At 36.7% G+C, this 17,806-nt stretch carries 16 protein-coding genes and 7 pseudogenes; 8 read left to right on the plus strand and 15 right to left on the minus strand.

Translation table 11 applies throughout. The features are described from left to right. Positions 1 to 68: 68 nt before the first annotated feature. The 5 genes and pseudogenes from ACQG03_RS02645 to ACQG03_RS02665 all read left to right on the plus strand — a co-directional run bounded on the left by ACQG03_RS02645 (position 69) and on the right by ACQG03_RS02665 (position 5,378). Positions 69 to 1,271, plus strand: a pseudogene (locus ACQG03_RS02645) (tyrosine-type recombinase/integrase). Further along, a pseudogene (locus ACQG03_RS02650) lies at positions 1,264 to 2,575 on the plus strand (tyrosine-type recombinase/integrase). Before ACQG03_RS02645 ends, ACQG03_RS02650 begins: the two co-directional pseudogenes overlap by 8 nt. Then, positions 2,572 to 4,455, plus strand: a pseudogene (locus tag ACQG03_RS02655) (DNA-binding protein). Before ACQG03_RS02650 ends, ACQG03_RS02655 begins: the two co-directional pseudogenes overlap by 4 nt. A 14-nt stretch (positions 4,456 to 4,469) precedes the next feature. Continuing rightward, positions 4,470 to 4,853, plus strand: a pseudogene (locus ACQG03_RS02660) (hypothetical protein). Between the two features lie 96 nt (positions 4,854 to 4,949). Beyond that, on the plus strand, positions 4,950 to 5,378 hold the full coding sequence (locus ACQG03_RS02665) for a hypothetical protein (RefSeq protein WP_063163191.1): 429 nt from the start codon (positions 4,950 to 4,952) through the stop codon (positions 5,376 to 5,378). A gap of 40 nt (positions 5,379 to 5,418) precedes the next feature. Here the strand turns inward: ACQG03_RS02665 and ACQG03_RS02670 are convergent, their stop codons facing one another. From ACQG03_RS02670 to ACQG03_RS02700, 7 genes and pseudogenes are all read right to left on the minus strand, one after another. After that, positions 5,419 to 5,682 carry a cell wall-binding protein gene (locus ACQG03_RS02670; RefSeq protein WP_074148352.1) on the minus strand — a complete coding sequence of 88 codons (264 nt, stop codon included), beginning with the start codon at positions 5,680 to 5,682 and terminating at the stop codon, positions 5,419 to 5,421. A 24-nt stretch (positions 5,683 to 5,706) separates the two neighbouring features. After that, entirely contained in the window at positions 5,707 to 6,093 is a 387-nt protein-coding gene (locus tag ACQG03_RS02675; RefSeq protein WP_063163190.1) for a hypothetical protein, read from the minus strand. 29 nt (positions 6,094 to 6,122) lie between these two features. Then, positions 6,123 to 6,401, minus strand: a complete 279-nt coding sequence (locus ACQG03_RS02680) for a hypothetical protein (protein ID WP_074148351.1) — start codon at positions 6,399 to 6,401, stop codon at positions 6,123 to 6,125. A gap of 270 nt (positions 6,402 to 6,671) precedes the next feature. Beyond that, on the minus strand, positions 6,672 to 7,844 hold the full coding sequence (locus ACQG03_RS02685; protein WP_426726068.1) for a relaxase/mobilization nuclease domain-containing protein: 1,173 nt from the start codon (positions 7,842 to 7,844) through the stop codon (positions 6,672 to 6,674). Beyond that, a pseudogene (locus ACQG03_RS02690) lies at positions 7,813 to 8,255 on the minus strand (hypothetical protein). The gene ACQG03_RS02685 and the pseudogene ACQG03_RS02690 overlap by 32 nt, the downstream one beginning before the upstream one ends. A gap of 236 nt (positions 8,256 to 8,491) precedes the next feature. Next, positions 8,492 to 8,947, minus strand: a complete 456-nt coding sequence (locus ACQG03_RS02695; protein WP_426726069.1) for a hypothetical protein — start codon at positions 8,945 to 8,947, stop codon at positions 8,492 to 8,494. Positions 8,948 to 9,162: 215 nt separating this feature from the next. Beyond that, on the minus strand, positions 9,163 to 9,468 hold the full coding sequence (locus tag ACQG03_RS02700; protein ID WP_426726070.1) for a hypothetical protein: 306 nt from the start codon (positions 9,466 to 9,468) through the stop codon (positions 9,163 to 9,165). 950 nt (positions 9,469 to 10,418) lie between these two features. Between ACQG03_RS02700 and ACQG03_RS02705 the strand changes: the two genes are divergently transcribed. From ACQG03_RS02705 to ACQG03_RS02715, 3 genes are read left to right on the plus strand one after another with little or no spacing between them, the layout of a single operon-like run. After that, complete coding sequence (locus tag ACQG03_RS02705; RefSeq protein ID WP_426726071.1) at positions 10,419 to 10,898, plus strand: DUF6119 family protein; 480 nt, start codon at positions 10,419 to 10,421, stop codon at positions 10,896 to 10,898. 25 nt (positions 10,899 to 10,923) lie between these two features. Continuing rightward, positions 10,924 to 11,544 carry a DUF6119 family protein gene (locus tag ACQG03_RS02710; RefSeq protein WP_426726072.1) on the plus strand — a complete coding sequence of 207 codons (621 nt, stop codon included), beginning with the start codon at positions 10,924 to 10,926 and terminating at the stop codon, positions 11,542 to 11,544. Then, positions 11,541 to 12,011: a hypothetical protein gene (locus tag ACQG03_RS02715; protein WP_426726073.1), complete on the plus strand. Its 471-nt coding sequence runs from the start codon at positions 11,541 to 11,543 to the stop codon at positions 12,009 to 12,011. The genes ACQG03_RS02710 and ACQG03_RS02715 overlap by 4 nt, the downstream gene beginning before the upstream one ends. A 121-nt stretch (positions 12,012 to 12,132) precedes the next feature. On the opposite strand, the gene ACQG03_RS02720 is transcribed toward ACQG03_RS02715, so the two are convergent. The 8 genes and pseudogenes from ACQG03_RS02720 to ACQG03_RS02755 form a co-directional block, all read right to left on the minus strand. Beyond that, the gene (locus tag ACQG03_RS02720; RefSeq protein WP_426726074.1) at positions 12,133 to 12,390 is read right to left on the minus strand and encodes a DNA cytosine methyltransferase; all 258 of its coding nucleotides are present in this window, start codon (positions 12,388 to 12,390) and stop codon (positions 12,133 to 12,135) included. Positions 12,391 to 12,648: 258 nt separating this feature from the next. Continuing rightward, on the minus strand, positions 12,649 to 12,792 hold the full coding sequence (locus ACQG03_RS02725; protein ID WP_426726075.1) for a DNA cytosine methyltransferase: 144 nt from the start codon (positions 12,790 to 12,792) through the stop codon (positions 12,649 to 12,651). An 8-nt stretch (positions 12,793 to 12,800) separates the two neighbouring features. Next, positions 12,801 to 13,199 (minus strand): annotated as a pseudogene (locus ACQG03_RS02730) (DNA cytosine methyltransferase). A 220-nt stretch (positions 13,200 to 13,419) separates the two neighbouring features. After that, entirely contained in the window at positions 13,420 to 13,725 is a 306-nt protein-coding gene (locus ACQG03_RS02735; protein ID WP_426726076.1) for a hypothetical protein, read from the minus strand. Positions 13,726 to 13,923: 198 nt separating this feature from the next. Next, positions 13,924 to 14,433: a hypothetical protein gene (locus tag ACQG03_RS02740; protein ID WP_426726077.1), complete on the minus strand. Its 510-nt coding sequence runs from the start codon at positions 14,431 to 14,433 to the stop codon at positions 13,924 to 13,926. Positions 14,434 to 14,731: 298 nt separating this feature from the next. Then, the gene (locus ACQG03_RS02745) at positions 14,732 to 15,184 is read right to left on the minus strand and encodes an ATP-binding protein (RefSeq protein WP_426726078.1); all 453 of its coding nucleotides are present in this window, start codon (positions 15,182 to 15,184) and stop codon (positions 14,732 to 14,734) included. Positions 15,185 to 15,297: 113 nt separating this feature from the next. Continuing rightward, positions 15,298 to 16,421 (minus strand): annotated as a pseudogene (locus ACQG03_RS02750) (IS3-like element ISSen4 family transposase). Positions 16,422 to 16,905: 484 nt separating this feature from the next. Then, complete coding sequence (locus ACQG03_RS02755; RefSeq protein WP_063163183.1) at positions 16,906 to 17,775, minus strand: phosphorothioated DNA-binding restriction endonuclease; 870 nt, start codon at positions 17,773 to 17,775, stop codon at positions 16,906 to 16,908. Positions 17,776 to 17,806: the final 31 nt, after the last annotated feature.

Here is a 17,806-nt window from a genome sequence, read left to right on the forward strand (position 1 = left end):
GTAAATCTACGAAATGCTTATTATTAATATATTGGAATTATACTTTTTGTAAAGTTTAGGAGGAAAATATGTGCAGTATTTGTGTGGATTCTTTTATGCTCGAAAATGGTGAGAGATATTGTCATGTCGTAAATAAAGATACTGGTGAGCCATTGTATTATCCAAACTTGTATATAACAACACAAGTCAGGAATCGGTCAGAGTCTATATCAACAATGAAGGTTATTGCCGGTAGCATTTCATTGTTATATCGATTCTTTATGAGAAAAAATATCAATATTGATGAAAGAATCCAGAAGAAGCTGTTTCTCGTCCTCACTAAATTGAGGATTTGATTGAATTCACTTCATTAAATTTCCGAGATGGAAGGGATGGTAATTTTAGGGTTTCAAATGTCAAAAAACCAACTAAGTATTTTCAGATTACAACAGTCGCTAACTATCTTGAATGGTTGTGCAAAATACTTCTTTCACATGCAGGGCAGAAAAATGCTCTCAAGGAAGTAATGGTTTTCATTAATAACATAAAAAGAAAGAAACCAAGGAATAATGATAAATATAATATGGAAATCGAAAAAAGCTTAGACAAAGCACAACTAGATTCTTTGTTCAGCATACTTTCGCCAGGGAGTAACTTGAACCCGTTTACGGAAAAAGTGCAACAAAGAAACAATCTAATATTCCTTCTATTACATTGCTTTGGTTTGAGAGCAGGTGAACTTTTGAATCTGCGTATTGGCGATATTGATTTTGCAGAATCAACAATCGCATAAGTAAGGAGAAGCAAATGATAAAACAGATCCACGAGTTTATCAGCCATTAGTGAAGACGTGTGAGAGAAAATTAATTGCTGACACAAAACTTATATCTGAAATTTCAGATTATATTTTGAATGATCGTAGGAAAGTTAAAAATGCTAATAAGCATGATTTTCTGTTTATTACCTATAAGGAAGGGAGGACCCAAGGGCAACCTCTGTCATTTTCCTCATACCATAAGATAGTGAGTGTTGTTCGTCAATCATCCTCACTTCTAAGTGGATTAACAGGTCATAAATTACGACACACATGGAATTATGAGTTCTCAAAAACAGTAGACAATGCCCAAGATATATCCGATGAAAAAGAACAGCAAATCCGTTCTTATCTCATGGGATGGCGACCTGGTTCAGATACTTCAATAATTTATAATCGCAGGCATATTTTTGAGCTATCGAAAAAAACTGCACTTGAACAACAAGAGCAACTATTCAAAGGAGGATTTGATGAATAATTTAATTAAATATAACTCTGATAAAATGTCTTTGCATGAACATAAAATCGTCAGTTCGATTGAAAACAATGGAATCAACATTAGAGAATTGATATGTGTTATGAATGAAAAATTGGTTTGTGGATTTGTATATACAGTACAATATTATTTTAATAGCAACAGCTATTTGTATGTGAAAAGTATTGTTAGAAATATGGAGAGTCTTATCTGTAAACTATCTCCTACTCATATTGATGATAAGGTTCTAATTGAATATCAAAATAAGCAATTATCAAAAGCCCCAGCATCGTTTCGTGTTTTACGACCATTTTTTATTAAATGGTTTGAGTTTGGATATCCTGAATAGATGAAAGTGCAGTAGAACTGTTAAAGCATTTGGACCTAAAAATAAAAAAGCTGGTCAGTCTGTGTTACAAGATGATCCAACAGGGGGCCCACTAACTCAAAAAGAGGAACATACTTCCCTGATCAAGGCTATGAATCATGCATATAGAATAGGTGTACTGTCACTGTCAGATTATGCAATATCGCTATTAGTGAGTCTGACAGGCAAGAGACCTCAGCAGTTAGTTATGTTGAAATATAAAGACCTTCTTCAAAAGAACTTAGATAATGGTAAAGTAGAATATTTAATTTCAGTACCACGAGTTAAACAACGAGGTAAACAACTACAATATCGAGAACTGGCAATGATTCCAGAAGTTGCATCAATTGTTCAACTGCAAGCTAATCAATCCGTGAGGTTTGTTGAGCAAACCCTTGGTAAAACTCTTGATGACTATACCAAAGGAAAGGTTCCAGTTTTCTTGAACGAGGAAAAACTGCTTGATTTAGCCATAATAGATTCTGATTTCCTTGAGTCTAGTAAAATATTTGCAAAGCCAACAATTGCTAAGACAGCATTAAATAATATTGTTATTACTGAGAACTTAATTTCAAATCGTACAGGTTCTCTACTCAATGCTACTCCTCGCAGGCTTCGCTATACGATAGCAACTATGCTGGCTAGGGAGGGACATAATGCCAATACTATAGCTGAATTATTGGATCATTCTTCTACTTCAAGTACGGGCATTTATATTAAAAATCTTGCTGGGAGTGTTGAAAGGATTGATTCCGCTGTTTCAGAACAATTGTCATTTGTCGCTGATATTTTTATGAATGGAATAAAGTCTAAAGAGAAAAAACATTTCAAATTTTGCTCTTCGAGAAAATGCGAAAGTCAGAATTTAAATGTAAGTTTTCCTTGTGATAAATGTGCTTTCTTTATGCCATTTGATATTGATGAGGTAAATGCCCAATGAACAATATTATTTTATTTAAGTCTAAAAAACAACTTACGGCAGAAAACAATTATAATGAATTCATAAAATTTTGTCGCTATCAACTATCTGGGCTAACCCAAACTCAGGATTGGGAACAATATGTTTGGAAAGGGTATGTAACCTTTAGAAAGATAGGGGTTGGACATAAAGTATTTAACTCCAAAGATGCAATGCATGAAGATTTCCTCGATTTTGCCAAAGCATATATTAGATATCAGCACACTAATTCAGAAAACTCTTAAAATTTAGATGGGCTAGAATGATCTGCTTTATGTCTCGAACAGGCTCTTTTGCAGGTTCTGAATAGTGGTCTCATTTATAATGTTACAGCCGTTGTTTTTGATGAGGCAATGCAGATTGGAAAGTAGATATTTTGAAGGTAATGTTTTCTCGCTCAATGTGGGATACAGCTTGAAAAATTATCAAAGTTTATATGTGAACATAACCTTGTAAAATCAGGATACATATCCTGAAAAACCATGTGAAGCAGAAGGTCAAAAACAACTATCTTCCTGAGATTGAGGACTATCACAGAAACGAGAAACTACGAGATGAAACAGCATTACTTGCGATTGCTGATATTTTTTCTAAAAATGATGAGCTACTGAGTCCAAGGGATAAATTCACCAGTGCAGTATTTGCACTCCTGCTTTGTTGTCCGAGCAGAATTTCTGAGATTTTAGCCTTACCTGCTGATTGTGAGATTACACAAAAAGATGAGAAGGGTATCGAAAGATATGGTCTAAGATTCTATTCGGTTAAGGGGTATGGCCCTAATATCAAGTGGATTCCACAGGTTATGATACCAGTTGCGAAGAAAGCGATTAGAAGATTGCTTTCCTTATCACAAAATGCAAGGGCATTTGCTCAATGGTGCGAAAATACCCTGATAAATTTTACCGACATGAACTTTGCCCAAAAGTTGATGAAAAATTAAAGTTGACAGTTTTACAGGTTTGTGATGTACTTCTGGCTACCCTTTACATGATCATAAATCATGCGTTCTAAAAATTAAAAGAACGAGTTTGGATGGTGGGAAAAGTTTCTTAAACTCCAATGATTATAACTATTCATTGAGTGAGCTATGGGAAATGATTAGCTCTGGTTTTAGCAGAGACTTTCCTTGGTATGATAAAGAAAAATCTATAAGATTTAGTAATGCATTATGTTTATTGAATCCTCGCCAATTTTCTTTATCCCAAATGAGTGATATCTATTCATTATACAAACCTACCAAAGAAGGATTCTTTTTTAATGATATACAAAATAAAATGCGTAATGAGTCTGGATTTAAAAATATTTTCGCCCGATACGGATATTATGATATTGAAGGTAAGCCACTACTTATCCGGTCACACCAACCACGGCACCTTTTAAACACAATAGCTCATTATGGTGAAATGTCTGAACTGGATATTGCTAAATGGTCTGGTCGTGTCAATGTGAATCAGAACAGAGTTTATAACCATGTGTCGGAAGAAGATATGTTAGATAAAATTAGAGCTATTAAATTGAACAAGAGTAATTATTGTAAAAGGGAGTCAATTCCCTCAAATGAATCGCCAGTTGACTTTGATAACCTTTATCAAGGGGCAATTCACTTAACAGAGTTTGGTTACTGTGTGCATAACTATTTGGTTCAACCTTGTTCTAAAATCAATCAGTTTGTGGAATATAATAATGAAACACTGAACATGAAATCAGTAGATAGAATTAGACTGCAATCTGTCCGAGAGAAAGTAATACAATTGATAAATATAACTCAAATTGCGTTTGAAAATGGTGACTACGGGGCTGATAAATGGTTGCAACACCACAAAAAAAATTTGGAAAGAATTAATAAACTTTTAAATAATTGAAACAGGAGATACATATGGCAAAACATTTGAACAGGAGCGAAATAAAGATAATTACAAGTATTATACTAACTTGGGACGGCAAAATCACATGGAGTGATTTATGCAACTCTGTTTATAAGCATCTAAACAGAACCATCACAAGGCAATCATTAAGTGCTCATAATGAAGTTGTTGAAGCATATAGAACAAAGAAGAACTTGCTCAACTTGAAGATCAGGCTTAAAGAAACCAGCTAACTTAACTATTGCGGCACAGCAAATATTAAACCTAAAAGCCGAAAATGAAATGTTGAAAAACAGAACAATAGATACAAAGAGCAATTTAGCTATTGGCAGTATAATGCTTATAGACATGGCCTTTCTATGGAACAATTGAATAGGCCATTTAATAAAAAATGACAATTGATAGGTTACACCTATTGACAAGCTAAATAAATACGATAAATATAAATATATGGTCAGGAAGACTATTTCAATTATGCAAGGATGCATTTTATGGACAAAAGCAACATCAATTCAGAATTTACTCTGGAAGAGCAACTTATCATCATCGTCGATAAGTATATCTCAAAAAGATACCAGCCAGGCGATAAAAAATTCTCATACCAGCTTTACTTAATTTTTGTGGGATACCATTTGAAATATTTCTATCCAAGAAATGTATATATACAGTCCAGCCGAAACATAGATAATATTATGACGATGTTCAGTTCTGTATACAAATGTCTGACAAGTAATCTTTTGCAGAAGTTAAAAAATAAAGAGGCAGTTTTTAAGGAGCTATATTCTCTCGTTAACTATATTGATAACAATCAAGAAAAAGCAGAAGAAATTTATGCTGTTGTGAAAACACAGTATGAAGTGAAGGTTATCGAGAAAGAGTTAACCCATGAGGTTGTTAGAGTAAGGAATGTTAGATTATAAAAGCTCCCGAAAGGGAGCTTCATTTTACTAATTTACTTTATTAATAACTTCCTACTTGCCAGCCATCATCTGATTTTATTAATTTAACTGTTCCAGCTTGCTTCGAACCATTAATATCCATCACTACATTGCACTTATAGCTTTTATCAGATTCTTTTGTGCAATCTACTTTTTTTACTGAGGTCAGATAGTTTCCAGTCCATTTTCGCATAGCTTTAAAAATATCATCTTGGGAAGGCTCACTACTACATGCATTAAGAAGAAATATGGAAATAATAACAGCAAGGACCGAAGATATTTTCATTAGACTTAATCCTGATCAATTATGTTACTGAAGAATGCCAGATTTTGTATTATTATTCTCAGTAGAGAATGTCCATTTACTGACAATTTCGCCTTTAAAATCTATTTCAAGAGTTTTAGACTGAGTCTGTGAACCGCCAGTTAGAAGCCCAACGACCGGAATGAAAGTTGAGGCATTGAACTGATTGTTATACATAAAGTATCTCCATTGCTCATTGCCACTGTCGAGTGTAGTTCTTGTATCAGGCTCACCTAACATAGTGAGTAATTCTGTCTTAGTTGTTTTGTTTTTAATGATTTTTGACTGGAGACTTTGTGGTGTTTCCTTTTTAAGGTTCTGGTTCCCTGATGTTGAACAGCCAGAAATTAAACATATTGCAATGAAAAAGGAGGTTGCAATAAATTTATTCATTTTATCTTCCTTATTATATTTGATTAGGGTTAGCTTTTATGTGTGAAAACGGCTCTGTGTGCAAATTTCTTACGTAAATAGAATCTTAAAGAAATTGCTGATGCAAAATAAATAACGACAGCAAATATAAAACTTTGACTGACAGCGAATATGAAGAAAGCTATCGCCAACAGCACAATTCCTATTAGTAAAGCTAACCAGGCTGAAACGGCTCCATATTTGATGGTTGAATGACAGCCAGTGCAGACGCTAACTCCAAACTGGCTCTCTTTGAAGCAGAACGGGCACTTTATTGTTTCGTTTTTCATAGCAACCCCAGGGTGGAAGATTTACTGCGTGTTTGTAGGGATTCTCGATGGCTGGCTGGCTAAAGTAAAATCACTTGTACCGATTGATGATCGCCACCTGATAGTTTATGACTATCATAACTAGATTATCGATCTGTATTAACGATCAATATTTTCTTGACTAAATTCAAATTGATTACTACGGAATAGAGTGTGGTTACGGAAGCTATTTGTAACTAGTTGTCTATAAACGAATTTTTCTTGAAGGTTTCAGATGATGTGATGAATAGACTACTGAGAAGTTTGGAGGGACCTGGTGGAGGATGCTCTTCCCATAGCTTCGGAGAAGCTCTGCAAACCTTCTAAGAAATGGAAGCCAGCCGATAAACCTGAGATGCTTTTGCTGTTGTACTGCGTTTTTTTGAAGAATCTTCTCTCTGCGATTTCGTTTCGTCTTCCTTTTCTGAATCGCAGTTCGAGTTCAGCAATTTTTTCGCCTATGCTCTCGCTTCGCACAGTCGCTCTGGCAATCTGTTCTACAGGAACAGGAACAGGAACAGGAACAGGAACAGGAACAGGAACAGGAACAGGAACAGGAACAGGAACAGGTATTGGCATGGAAGCAGGAACAGCAGGGTGGTCTTTTGTTGGTGTGTTGGTTCGTATAGCTTCTAAGTGGTCTGGGTTGTAGTTAAGCCGATTACTAAGATTTGCCCAGGAGTAGCTCTTGCCCAATTGCGAAGCTTTGAAAGCTATTCCTGTGTATTCGAATGAGAAGCCGTTCATCTTACCGGTAGAAGCAATGTTGGCCTTACAGCCGACTTCAGCTTCTTCCAGCCTCTTGATAAAAGTTAAAAGGTCAGGCTTATCTTCCAAACTTTTATCAATGATCTGTTGAAGGGATTTCTTGGGGCAGGGAACACCGGTTCGTTCCGATAGCATTTTCTCATTACGGGACACTCTCTTCCGCTTCGGTTGTGCTTGCGAGGGGGGAGATGCAGTTTTGGTCACTGTCAGGCCATGAGCGACTTCGAGTTTACTGATGATCTGTGTGCTGATGAGGTTTTCGTTCCTACCCAAGTAGAGCTTCCCACCATTGAGATCTATGCGACTTGCGATAATGTGTATGTGCTGGCCATCGTCGTCATGAAGCACATAGCAACGAAGGTGAGTATCACTGAACCCCATCCTCTTCATGTAGTCATCTGCGATAATGGACCACTGTTCATTCGTTAGTGTTTCACCGTTGGGTAAGCGAAGTGAGTTATGCCAAACGGCCTTCTGAACATCTGGCCGAAGCTGTTTAGTGCCATCAAATTCAGTGATCAATTTAGAGGCTGAATCGCCTAACATGTTCCCGCCAATGACGATTGGATTACTTTTATGATGTGAACTTGGCTTCAATGCATATTGAACGACACCAGCGAAGCTCTTACCCCTTTTGATCTTCTGCATACCCTTCATAGGGTTTGCTCCATATGTCAGCATTTAGCAGATGCTGGCGAGGCTCTTCCAGTTGTCGCTTCACAGCGAAAAGCTCTGTATAAGTAAGCTGGCTATCTTTACTCTTACTATCGATATGATGAGCAATACGGTTTAGCTTCTGATTGATCTCACCCAGAGTCTTCCATGTATCGATGTTTACAGGAGGTACAATCGTGGGAGCTTCTGTAAGGAAGCCATACGTAACCATTCACCTTTTGCGTAATGACCTCTGAGATAATTCAATTTACTTAATTCTTTATTATTTAATCTCACACTGATGCAGTGGGCTCGAAGTTCATTGTGTGTGATTTTAGCGCAAGCTTCGTTGCCATTTTTTTTAATTGACAGCAGTTCTGAATTTCTTGGTTTTTCAATGTTGTGTTTTTTCATATGACATCCTTGTAATATGGTTAAATATTTATTAATTCATTTATAGTATTGTGTCAACATCCATTGTCATTATTTATTCAATCACGATAACGAGCCATGATAGATAAGGCTCGTTACAATTCATCTAATGCGGTGGGAAAGTCCTATTCGCTAAAAGTAAAATTTGAGTGAAACTACCATTATGCTCTGGGATGTTATTGGATACCTCATTAAAAACTTCCTTTAAAATATAATTTTCATTTTGATAGGTATATTCGCTTGGGAGATATACAATTAGCGTTCTTTTTATCTTCATAATTCTTATTATACTTAGCATTAATCACCTCGATGATTTTTAATGGAAAGTCATCTATGGCAATTTTCAGCTTTGCCATATTTTTTAACGGGTAAAAACCGTCATAGCTTTGAGATAAAATAGATAATAATTTATGATCATCAGAAGGGAGAGCACAAGTAATTTCTAATAAGAAACTTTCGCCTGATGGCAAGGTTACCATAGCATCATAATTTTCCGTTTTTAGCCCTAAATTTAAAATGGAAGTAGAAGGGATTTTGATTTTTTTAATGAAATCTTTAATTGGGATGAATTCCTCCCTTAAATACTTACTTTCACGATATTTGCTTGAAAAAAAACCATCGAATGCTGAAAGATATTCATATTTATCAGCGGTGTCATCACCGCTAACGATCAATTAATGTACAAAATTCCTCTATGGTTATTGCATTACTAAATGGTTTTATATCTATATTTTGTTTTTTGTATGATTTATTTTTTGGAGGGTGTATATGCTCTAACTCATGATTCGCGGTAGAAACTAAGTGGCAATAAAAGTCGGCCCAACCAGATGATGGATTTAATTCAAAATCATCATCGTGGTTATTTGATGTAAAATCTTGCTCATTATTATCATAGAATATTGACATGATCCAGATCTATTTCATGCCTAAGAATACTCGTTATATACTTTTGTCGAGCAATATCTTCCTCTAAGAAACTAAACGTCCAAGAAAATCTATCGATTAGTTTTACTTCATATTCTTGCAGAAAAACATCAATATTTTCTTCTTCTTTTAGCTTTAAGATATAATCGTTCAGCATTGAGATGAATTTTCTATATTTTTTCCATCCTAGTTGTGTATAAGGAGGTCCATCGTAAAATTTAACAAAAGTATGGGATTGTATTTTCTCAGATGAATAAAAATCTTCTAACATTGCGTAATCCTCCATTTTGAATCATGACTGATTATTTATATGAAATAAAGAGTATCTTAGTGTATGGGATTTACTTCTAATAAAAAAGTATTTTTTGTTTGATACCACTTATAATTTATATAAATAAGAGTATGTTTATCGTTTCTTTTATGACCAAAGGGAATAAAAGCAAGGCAACTCAGAGAAGCGGAGCTTCGGTGAGTTAGCTCTTGCTTATTAAATGCGGTCTTGACATATTACAAAAATGTAGTAAATCAGGAAATAATTAATTATAAGGAGGAGATATGGGAAAATTAAACAATTTACTAAGCGATGTAATAATAAAAGTAGGAGCAAGGAGACTTGGAGTTATGATAAATTTAGTTCTGGTTATGATTTTTAATTTATATTTCATCTTAATAGCAATCCATTAATTATTGTTGGATTTTTTATATGGACTTTCTTGTGGCTGGTTAGGTACATAATAAGAATAAGAAAATAATGCCAAATTTATTAAAGTATATGTTGTTAATGCAATAAGAAACCATTTTCGAAGCTCTTTGAAGGTGGGATATGTTTTGACTATACCTTATGTCTTTTCTGGCAGATTGGATTAGGAGAGCAAATATAGAGAAGAGGCAAAAAGTGGTTAAACCAAGAAACAAAGTATGATTATTGCAATAATCAACCAAGTTATTAAAAGTAAACATTATAGTCACCATTTTAGGGTAATATTTCCTTCTATCATCTCATTTTCCTGATGTTCTTGCAATATCCATTTACAATTTGTTTGTTGTGTAATATGATATTGAGAATGGGAATTTTCTGAAAAATTTTCTTGCGTTACTTGCAGTTTCTCTTATTAAGGTGTTTTGGTCAAAAGTTGAACTTTTAAGAACTAACTTACTGATTGTAAAAAGTTTTGTATTCAACTATTTGATACAGCTAACATAACTTGAAAAGGATTACCTATGAGTATTAGCTATAATATTTACAGTATGGAATATTCAAAAGTTGACGACTTAATCAAAAAAATAACATCGGTGGGACTAATAGAGCAAAAATCATTAAAAAAGAAAAAATATAAAATGACTTTCTATTATTCAGATAATGTAAAAGGTAACGCAATATGGTGGTGGCAAACATATCAGAGTTTTTTTAAAGATGATGTCATAGAGCCTTTCAATATATTTCATTTCGGTTTGTTACTTTGCTTTAAGAATAAAAATCCAGAACATTGTTATTTGGTTAGCTTGGGCAAATCTCATTTCTACCTCAATAAATTCATCGAGCACGATTTTGGGATAAAAGTGGCAATGAGAATCGCTAATGACGAAAATATCTTACTTAAAAAAAGTAGATATTTTTGTGGAGCTAAAAACAGGATGTTGCATCCTATCAGCAATTTATTCCTGGTTCATATCTGCCTGGTGAGTCAGTTGAGCATTTAAAAACAAAAGCAAGCCAGGATGAGATATGGGAAGCAAGAATATTATTTTTGCAGATTCTATCCAATTAGATCTCGAAAAGAAACCAGAAGAATTAGTAGATATATTCAATGAAATTGATACTTCATTAAGTAAGTCGGGGAAACTTGAATTTCCTAAATTAGAAAAAGTTTTAGATCAATCCAAAATGGATGAACTTGATATAAATCTCATGGATGCAATTATAAAGAAAGAGGTCGAGGTTCAAATCGATGAAATGCAATCCTTTGGTACAAGTATTGTTTTTGTTGATTCTGACTCTAATTACAAATTGTTTGTCAAAGAGAAGGATAGTCAAAAATGGGCAGCACGAACACCATCTATAAATAATATTTCAATTGACGACATTCTAAATTTTATCAGTAATGAAAAAATTACAAATATGAATGCTGTATTTGTTAAAGTAGTAAATGAAGTGCATGGCAGTTATACATTACCATTAAAAAAACTATTATGTTTCACTGTAAGGGAACAGGATGACTATTTTTATTTAAAAAATGGTGATTGGTTCAGCTTTAATACTACGTTTATCAGATTTCTAGAAATCTCCTTGCAATCAATTGATTTTGTTTTAGCTGAGGATATAAGTGAAAAAGATTTTCTAACATGAAGACAAAAGAACAGTTAATCAAAGATAAAAAACATAAAGATAAATTAAAATACAGAGAGTATTATTTTAACGAAAAAATGGCCAAAGATCAAAGACTCTTCAATCAATCAAGAAATTTAAAACAAATTAAATCTCTAAATACAAATGGTCGTGACTATAAAATTGAAATAGCTGACCTTTATTTAAATAAAGAATTAATCTCTGTAAAAATATCAGATAAACCACACGATATTATTTATAATGTTGAGCAGTCTAAAACCTCTGCTCAAATGATAAATAGAGGAACCGTAAAGTTCACAAAACCATTAACGCATATGTCTATATGGTTATCAATGCAAAAGAAAATAAATGATATCACTGGCATTAATTCTATACAGGCTCTTTTAGCTATCCAGTCGTGGAAGGAAATGATTGAGGGAATGGGATTAAAAGTTAGAATTTATTATTCTTACCATGACAAATCATGATGGTCATCTTCTTGAAATCATTGAGAATTAGTAAAGGCAGGTGGTAAGAAACAAATTGACAAGTTATTTTTTAGACAATAACGAGAGTAGTTCAAACAGTTATACTACTCTCGTTATCATTTTATTCTTTAAGCATTTTTAATGAGTCTAAGCAAGCCTTACTCATATGATAGGCAAACTTACATGGTAAAGCATTTCCAATTATTTGACATACTCTATCGATAAAATTAGTATTAAAAATAAAGTTGTCTGGAAATGTCTGTAAACGAGCCGCTTCTCTTACAGATAGTGTTCTGTTTTCTTCCGGATGCCCAAATCTACCTTTACTCAGTACGGTACATCCCCCTGTAATAGTCGGGGATACTTTATCCCAACTCATTCGTCCATATACATTGCTAAAAGATGAATTATCACCTTTATGACAGTTTGGTCTTAAATGATCAGGTAAATCGAAACGTGACGGCCGGGCTTTAGATATTTTAGCCTTTCAATATTGATATCACTTTGTTTTCGGATAACATGCCAGTTAAAAGCTTTTGGCCCTCCTTTCTTATTTGCTTCAAGTAAGGATATTGGTTTAACCATTCCAGCTAAAGCTTCCTTTACAGTTATCCACTTTTTAAATTTTCATTAACGTTTAAGCCGTAGCCTTAGGTATTTTTATTTCAAACCCTTTTCCTGCCAGTAAGACAAATCTTTTCCTATCCTGTGGTACACCATAATCGGCAACTTGCAGAACACCAAAATTTGCTATGTAACCTTGAGCCTCTATACCGTCCATGAATTCTTTTAAGAACGGCTTTCCCCTCTACCCATCATTCCTGGGACATTTTCAATCATAATCATTTGAGGCTCTATATCAGAGATCAAACGTAAAACCTCTTTTATCAAAAATAATTACGACTATCTTCACTAGAGTAATTTCTTGTCAACGTTGAAAAACTTTGGCAAGGAGGACAACCAGCCAAAAGGGTTAGTTCTCCCTTTGAGACCTATTGACTTTAAAATCTCTGCACCAGAAACATGTCTGATGTCTCTTTCTATCAAAGTTGTATTATGATTGTTTGCTTTGTAAGTCTCTGCCGCTACAGAATCAAGCTCAACAGCAGCCAAGACATTATAGCCAGCTTGCTTCAATCCAACTGTTAGTCCCCCGCCACCGCAGAAGAGGTCTACTGCACTAAACACTATTTCAATCTCAACTTTTTATCAATGTTTTCAAAGAACTCACTTAGTGGGGTGTTTACATCTGCCATTTTTTTCAGAAGTTCTTTCGTCGCTTCGCCTCCCAACTCTATTACATCATAAACTCGCGAGTCATCATAATGTTCTGATATACCATTTAACATCGAAGCTAATAGTTCTAAATAGTCTTTTCGGGAATGTAAGCAAATCTGATCCCATGTTTTTACATGTATATTCGGATCGTCACACTCAATTCCTGAACCGGCGTTTTTGCCACTAAATAACCTGTTATTTTTGAAGTGGGATAATGAGATTTCATCCAATAATAATAGGTTAAAAGTTGCAAAACATGCTCATACTGTAGTGGAACCTGTGGGCTTTTAAGTTCAACGACAATGATTGTAGATTTATTTGCATCCGAAAAGAATGCAAAGTCAGGCCTTGTTCCTGCATTAGCTGAATCAGCCAGTTGTTTACTCGTATCCGCATGACCGGGCAATACGCCATCTAATATTGCCTTACGAGCCAATTCTTTTAAAGCAGTATTGGCATATACTTTCCCCTTTATCTGAGCCTAATATCCATGGGAAGCTTTCAAGTAATGCCTGTAATTGGGTTTCTGTGCCAACTATGCTAAGTTCATGCAATTTTGTTAATGCATAAATACGCTGTGAAACACTTACTGATAATGAAAGAGACTCAGGAACAAGATACTTGGTTATATCATTCAAAGTTTCAATGAATTTTTCTTCATCCCCTTCCGAAACTTCGATTCTGTCCAGAGAGATTTAATAATGTTTCGTGTTGGTCTATGAGTCCATGCTGAAGTTAATTGTGTGATAACTTCATTTTGTAACTGTTCATCTTTATAAATTTTAGGACTCATATTACAAACCATATCTTTAATGGCTTCTCTTTCCTCTTCTGTGATTTTTGGTATATCAGGCAATTCTTTAATTTTGCGCAATACCTTTCCTGAATTTTCTTCTTTTTGAAATTTCCTGTAATTTGCGATCCATTTTGATACCAGGTTCTTACCCCAATTATACATTTCCTCTGTATAATCGTTATTCCAGTTAATGCTTGTACGGTCTGTGGATACAATATCCTCGTCTAATTCATCCAGCCAATCAGCTTCAATTACTCCATACATATAGCGAGTAGAGATTTCTCTCCCTTTCAAGCCAAATACAAAAGGTCGATCTTGGGCGATTTTGCCATGTGCATAAACACCCACACCAGCTTGATCTTGAGGCCATTCAGCTTCTCGTACAAAGCCAACCCAATGTCTTACCTTTCGATCTATACCATTAATGTTGATTGTTTCATCAACAAACCCTGTCGCTAAGTTATCAATGAAAATTCTGGCAATGATTGTTTTTCTGTTACCAATTCATCATTAACGATGACATTAAAATCATCTCTCAATAAAGTTACAGTAAATCGTTGACCTAAGGATTCCATAAGGTGCCTGGTAGGGATCTTTCTTTTTAACGAAAGATCATCCATAATTATTAGTGTGCCGCTTTTATATTCTATTTTTCGACGAATTTCTTAACGTATCCATGCTTATCTTTTTCAAAAGTTATTTCTGAAATTGGAGTTGAATCAAAAATTACTTCAGGTTTATAGCTGAATTCTGTCAGTTCATTTTCGTTCGACTCTTTCAATAATTCTGTTAAGTCAACTTCTAACCAGCAACAAGTATTATCAATTTCGCTGACCGTAACGACAGACAATCTCTTGGCAATTCCAAATGGAGCTAACTTTCCAATTCCTTTTCGCCCCATATATTTTCTATTTTTAGGAGAGCAATCTTCAATATTAATTGAGGTTCTTTTTCTCTTTCCTATAATAAGGTAGTGATTTACAAGGGTTTCCCTGTCCATGCCCGTGCCATCATCGTAAACAGCAAGATTGTTAGCATCAATATCAATCCATACGTTCTCTGAATCAGCATCCCAAGAGTTAGATACAAGTTCAGCCAAAACATTTGTAGGCCTATTCTGATAGAGTTTTAATCCAAGATGTTCAATGATGTTATGACTATATTTTAACTGGAATGGCTGTGCTGACCTGCCCCCACGATTAGATACAACACTCAGTTAGTAACGTCGGAATCTTCATTCTCAGAATGACCCTTTCTCCAGCCCGCTGCAAATTCAGACGGTGTCTGATAATTCAGCGTGGAGTGCGGGCGGCATTCGTTATAATCCTGCCGCCAGTCATTAATAATTTTCCTGGCATGAACGATATCGCTGAACCAGTGCTCATTCAAACATTCATCGCGAAATCGTTCCGTTAAAGCTCTCAATAAATCCGTTCTGCGTTGGCTTGCCCGGCTGGATTAAGCGCAACTCAACACCATGCTCAAAGGCCCATTGATCCAGTGCACGGCAAGTGAACTCCGGCCCCTGGTCAGTTCTTATCGTCGCCGGATAGCCTCGAAACAGTGCAATGCTGTTCCAGAATACGCGTGACCTGAACGCCTGAAATCCCAAAGGCAACAGTGACCGTCAGGCATTCCTTTGTGAAATGGTCAGGACGCAGGTAAGACACTTGATCCTGCGACCGGTGGAAAGTGCGTCCATGACGAAATCCATCGACCAGGTCAGATTGGGCGCCGCCGGACGGAGCAGCGGCAGACGTTCTGTTGCCAGCCCTTTACGACGTCTTCTGCGTTTTACGCCCAGGCCACTGAGGTGATAAAGCCGGTACACGCGCTTATGATTAACATGAAGCCCTTCACGGCGCAGCAACTGCCAAATACGACGGTAGCCAAAACGCCTGCGCTCCAGTGCCAGCTCAGTGATGCGCCCTGATAAATGCGCATCAGCAGCCGGACGGTGAGCCTCATAGCGGCAGGTCGACAGGGATAAACCTGTAAGCCTGCAGGCACGACGTTGCGACAGACCGGTCGCATCACACATCAACATCACGGCTTCCCGCTTCTGGTCTGTCGTCAGTACTTTCGCCCAAGAGCCACCTGAAGCGCCTCTTTATCCAGCATGGCTTCGGCAAGCAGCTTCTTGAGTCTGGTGTTCTCTTCCTCAAGCGACTTCAGGCGCTTAACTTCAGGCACCTCCATACCGCCATACTTCTTACGCAGGTGTAAAACGTGGCATCGGAAATGGCATGCTTGCGGCAGAGTTCACGGGCGGGTACCCCAGCTTCGGCTTCGCGGAGAATACTGATGATCTGTTCGTCGGAAAAACGCTTCTTCATGGGGATGTCCTCATGTGGCTTATGAAGACATTACTAACATCGGGGTGTACTAATCAACGGGGAGCAGGTCAGTGCATCTTGTTGCTGGGGCATGGGAAATCCCTTTCAAAAATAATAGGGTAAATTACCTTATTACCATAACTATATGATAATGTAAATTATTTTTTAATGCCTAATTGCATTTGCAATCTTCTCGAAAATTAACTTTATGATATATAAGAATTTTTTACAACCTGTTCACTGATCTATTCATAGTCGGGTCGTTACCTAAATAGTTTGTTGTTAGTGGTTTTAGGTTAAGTAATAATTTATTGTTTTCGTGGTAACTTTACTTGCTATGCGATTTCTACTTGCGATAGGAAGATTGTTCGATTATCACCAATCGGGTCTGATGGTATCAATGATGGTATCATGCCCTCTCTGGTAAATTTTAATCCATTAAGATCATGAGGATAGTTGCGATGTTCGAGTCCGGCCTTCGCACTCATCCTCTAAACACCTCCCTCCGATGCCACTCCACAAACCCCTCCCTTGGATAATTCCCTTTTACCATCGGCAGCGCAATTTGCTTACCAGCAAAATCCCAGAACAACCGCCCAACGATCCCATTCCCATTCACTGCCTCGGACACTAGCACCCGCATACTCTCATCTAGTCCAATCGATCCCTTATCAAACGCCTTATGATGAATCGCACACAGCCCCAGCCCGTTCGGGACCTCACACGGCCCGCCAAACTGCTTCCACTTGATATGCGCGGCTTCAAGTCCAACGGTGGCATTATCATGCCGCATATTGAATCCGCAGATTGCGCACTCGTAGTTATACGCACGCAACACCTGCTGGCGGAACAGCGGATCGCGAATCTTACGGATCTGCTGGATATCAAAACCCATCTCATCAGCGATATCTTCCTGAATGCTTTCAGGAAAGTGCGCTTCAAGAATCTGCTGCGCCAGCGAGCCGATCAGGTTTTTGTTCCTACTCAGCAGCGCAAAGTGTTCTTCATCAAACCCGCCTGCGACGTTATGTTCTACAAGTTCTTTAACAGGCGGTTGCTTACTGCCAGTGGTCGAACAGAACTCGGTATTCTTCAGATCCCAAAACCCATCCCCCTTAAGCCGCCAGAAAGGCATATTCGGGTAATGCGCCTTCCTCTGTGGGCCAAAGCGTTCTAACAGGCTAAGCAGCTGCTCGTGAACCTCGGTTCCGTAATCAAACAATCGCGCATGCCCCTGCTGATAGTTCGCCAGCACGTACAGAAGCAATAAAGGCTTATGCGGCGCACGCTGCTCGCCTTTGCGCCAGATGGTGATGTCGGCAATTGCCTGTTCGAGAGTTTTGCTGAAAGCCATCGCGTTACGGAAGAAGGTAAATAATTGCGAT

It is taken from the genome of Enterobacter cloacae complex sp. 342H5, from assembly GCF_050030905.1.
GTDB classification, from domain to species: domain Bacteria; phylum Pseudomonadota; class Gammaproteobacteria; order Enterobacterales; family Enterobacteriaceae; genus Enterobacter; species Enterobacter intestinihominis.

Bases quoted from the DNA above. Each gene is read 5' to 3' on its own strand.
- ACQG03_RS02720 (WP_426726074.1), bottom strand. From the start codon at position 12,390: ATGAGTTGGGATAAAGTATCCCCGACTATTACAGGGGGATGTACCGTA.
- ACQG03_RS02685 (WP_426726068.1), bottom strand. From the start codon at position 7,844: ATGAAGGGTATGCAGAAGATCAAAAGGGGTAAGAGCTTCGCTGGTGTC.
- ACQG03_RS02670 (WP_074148352.1), bottom strand. From the start codon at position 5,682: ATGAAAATATCTTCGGTCCTTGCTGTTATTATTTCCATATTTCTTCTT.
- ACQG03_RS02675 (WP_063163190.1), bottom strand. From the start codon at position 6,093: ATGAATAAATTTATTGCAACCTCCTTTTTCATTGCAATATGTTTAATT.
- ACQG03_RS02700 (WP_426726070.1), bottom strand. From the start codon at position 9,468: ATGTTAGAAGATTTTTATTCATCTGAGAAAATACAATCCCATACTTTT.
- ACQG03_RS02680 (WP_074148351.1), bottom strand. From the start codon at position 6,401: ATGAAAAACGAAACAATAAAGTGCCCGTTCTGCTTCAAAGAGAGCCAG.
- ACQG03_RS02705 (WP_426726071.1), top strand. From the start codon at position 10,419: ATGAGTATTAGCTATAATATTTACAGTATGGAATATTCAAAAGTTGAC.
- ACQG03_RS02665 (WP_063163191.1), top strand. From the start codon at position 4,950: ATGGACAAAAGCAACATCAATTCAGAATTTACTCTGGAAGAGCAACTT.
- ACQG03_RS02725 (WP_426726075.1), bottom strand. From the start codon at position 12,792: ATGGACGGTATAGAGGCTCAAGGTTACATAGCAAATTTTGGTGTTCTG.
- ACQG03_RS02715 (WP_426726073.1), top strand. From the start codon at position 11,541: ATGAAGACAAAAGAACAGTTAATCAAAGATAAAAAACATAAAGATAAA.
- ACQG03_RS02710 (WP_426726072.1), top strand. From the start codon at position 10,924: ATGGGAAGCAAGAATATTATTTTTGCAGATTCTATCCAATTAGATCTC.
- ACQG03_RS02755 (WP_063163183.1), bottom strand. From the start codon at position 17,775: ATGGCTTTCAGCAAAACTCTCGAACAGGCAATTGCCGACATCACCATC.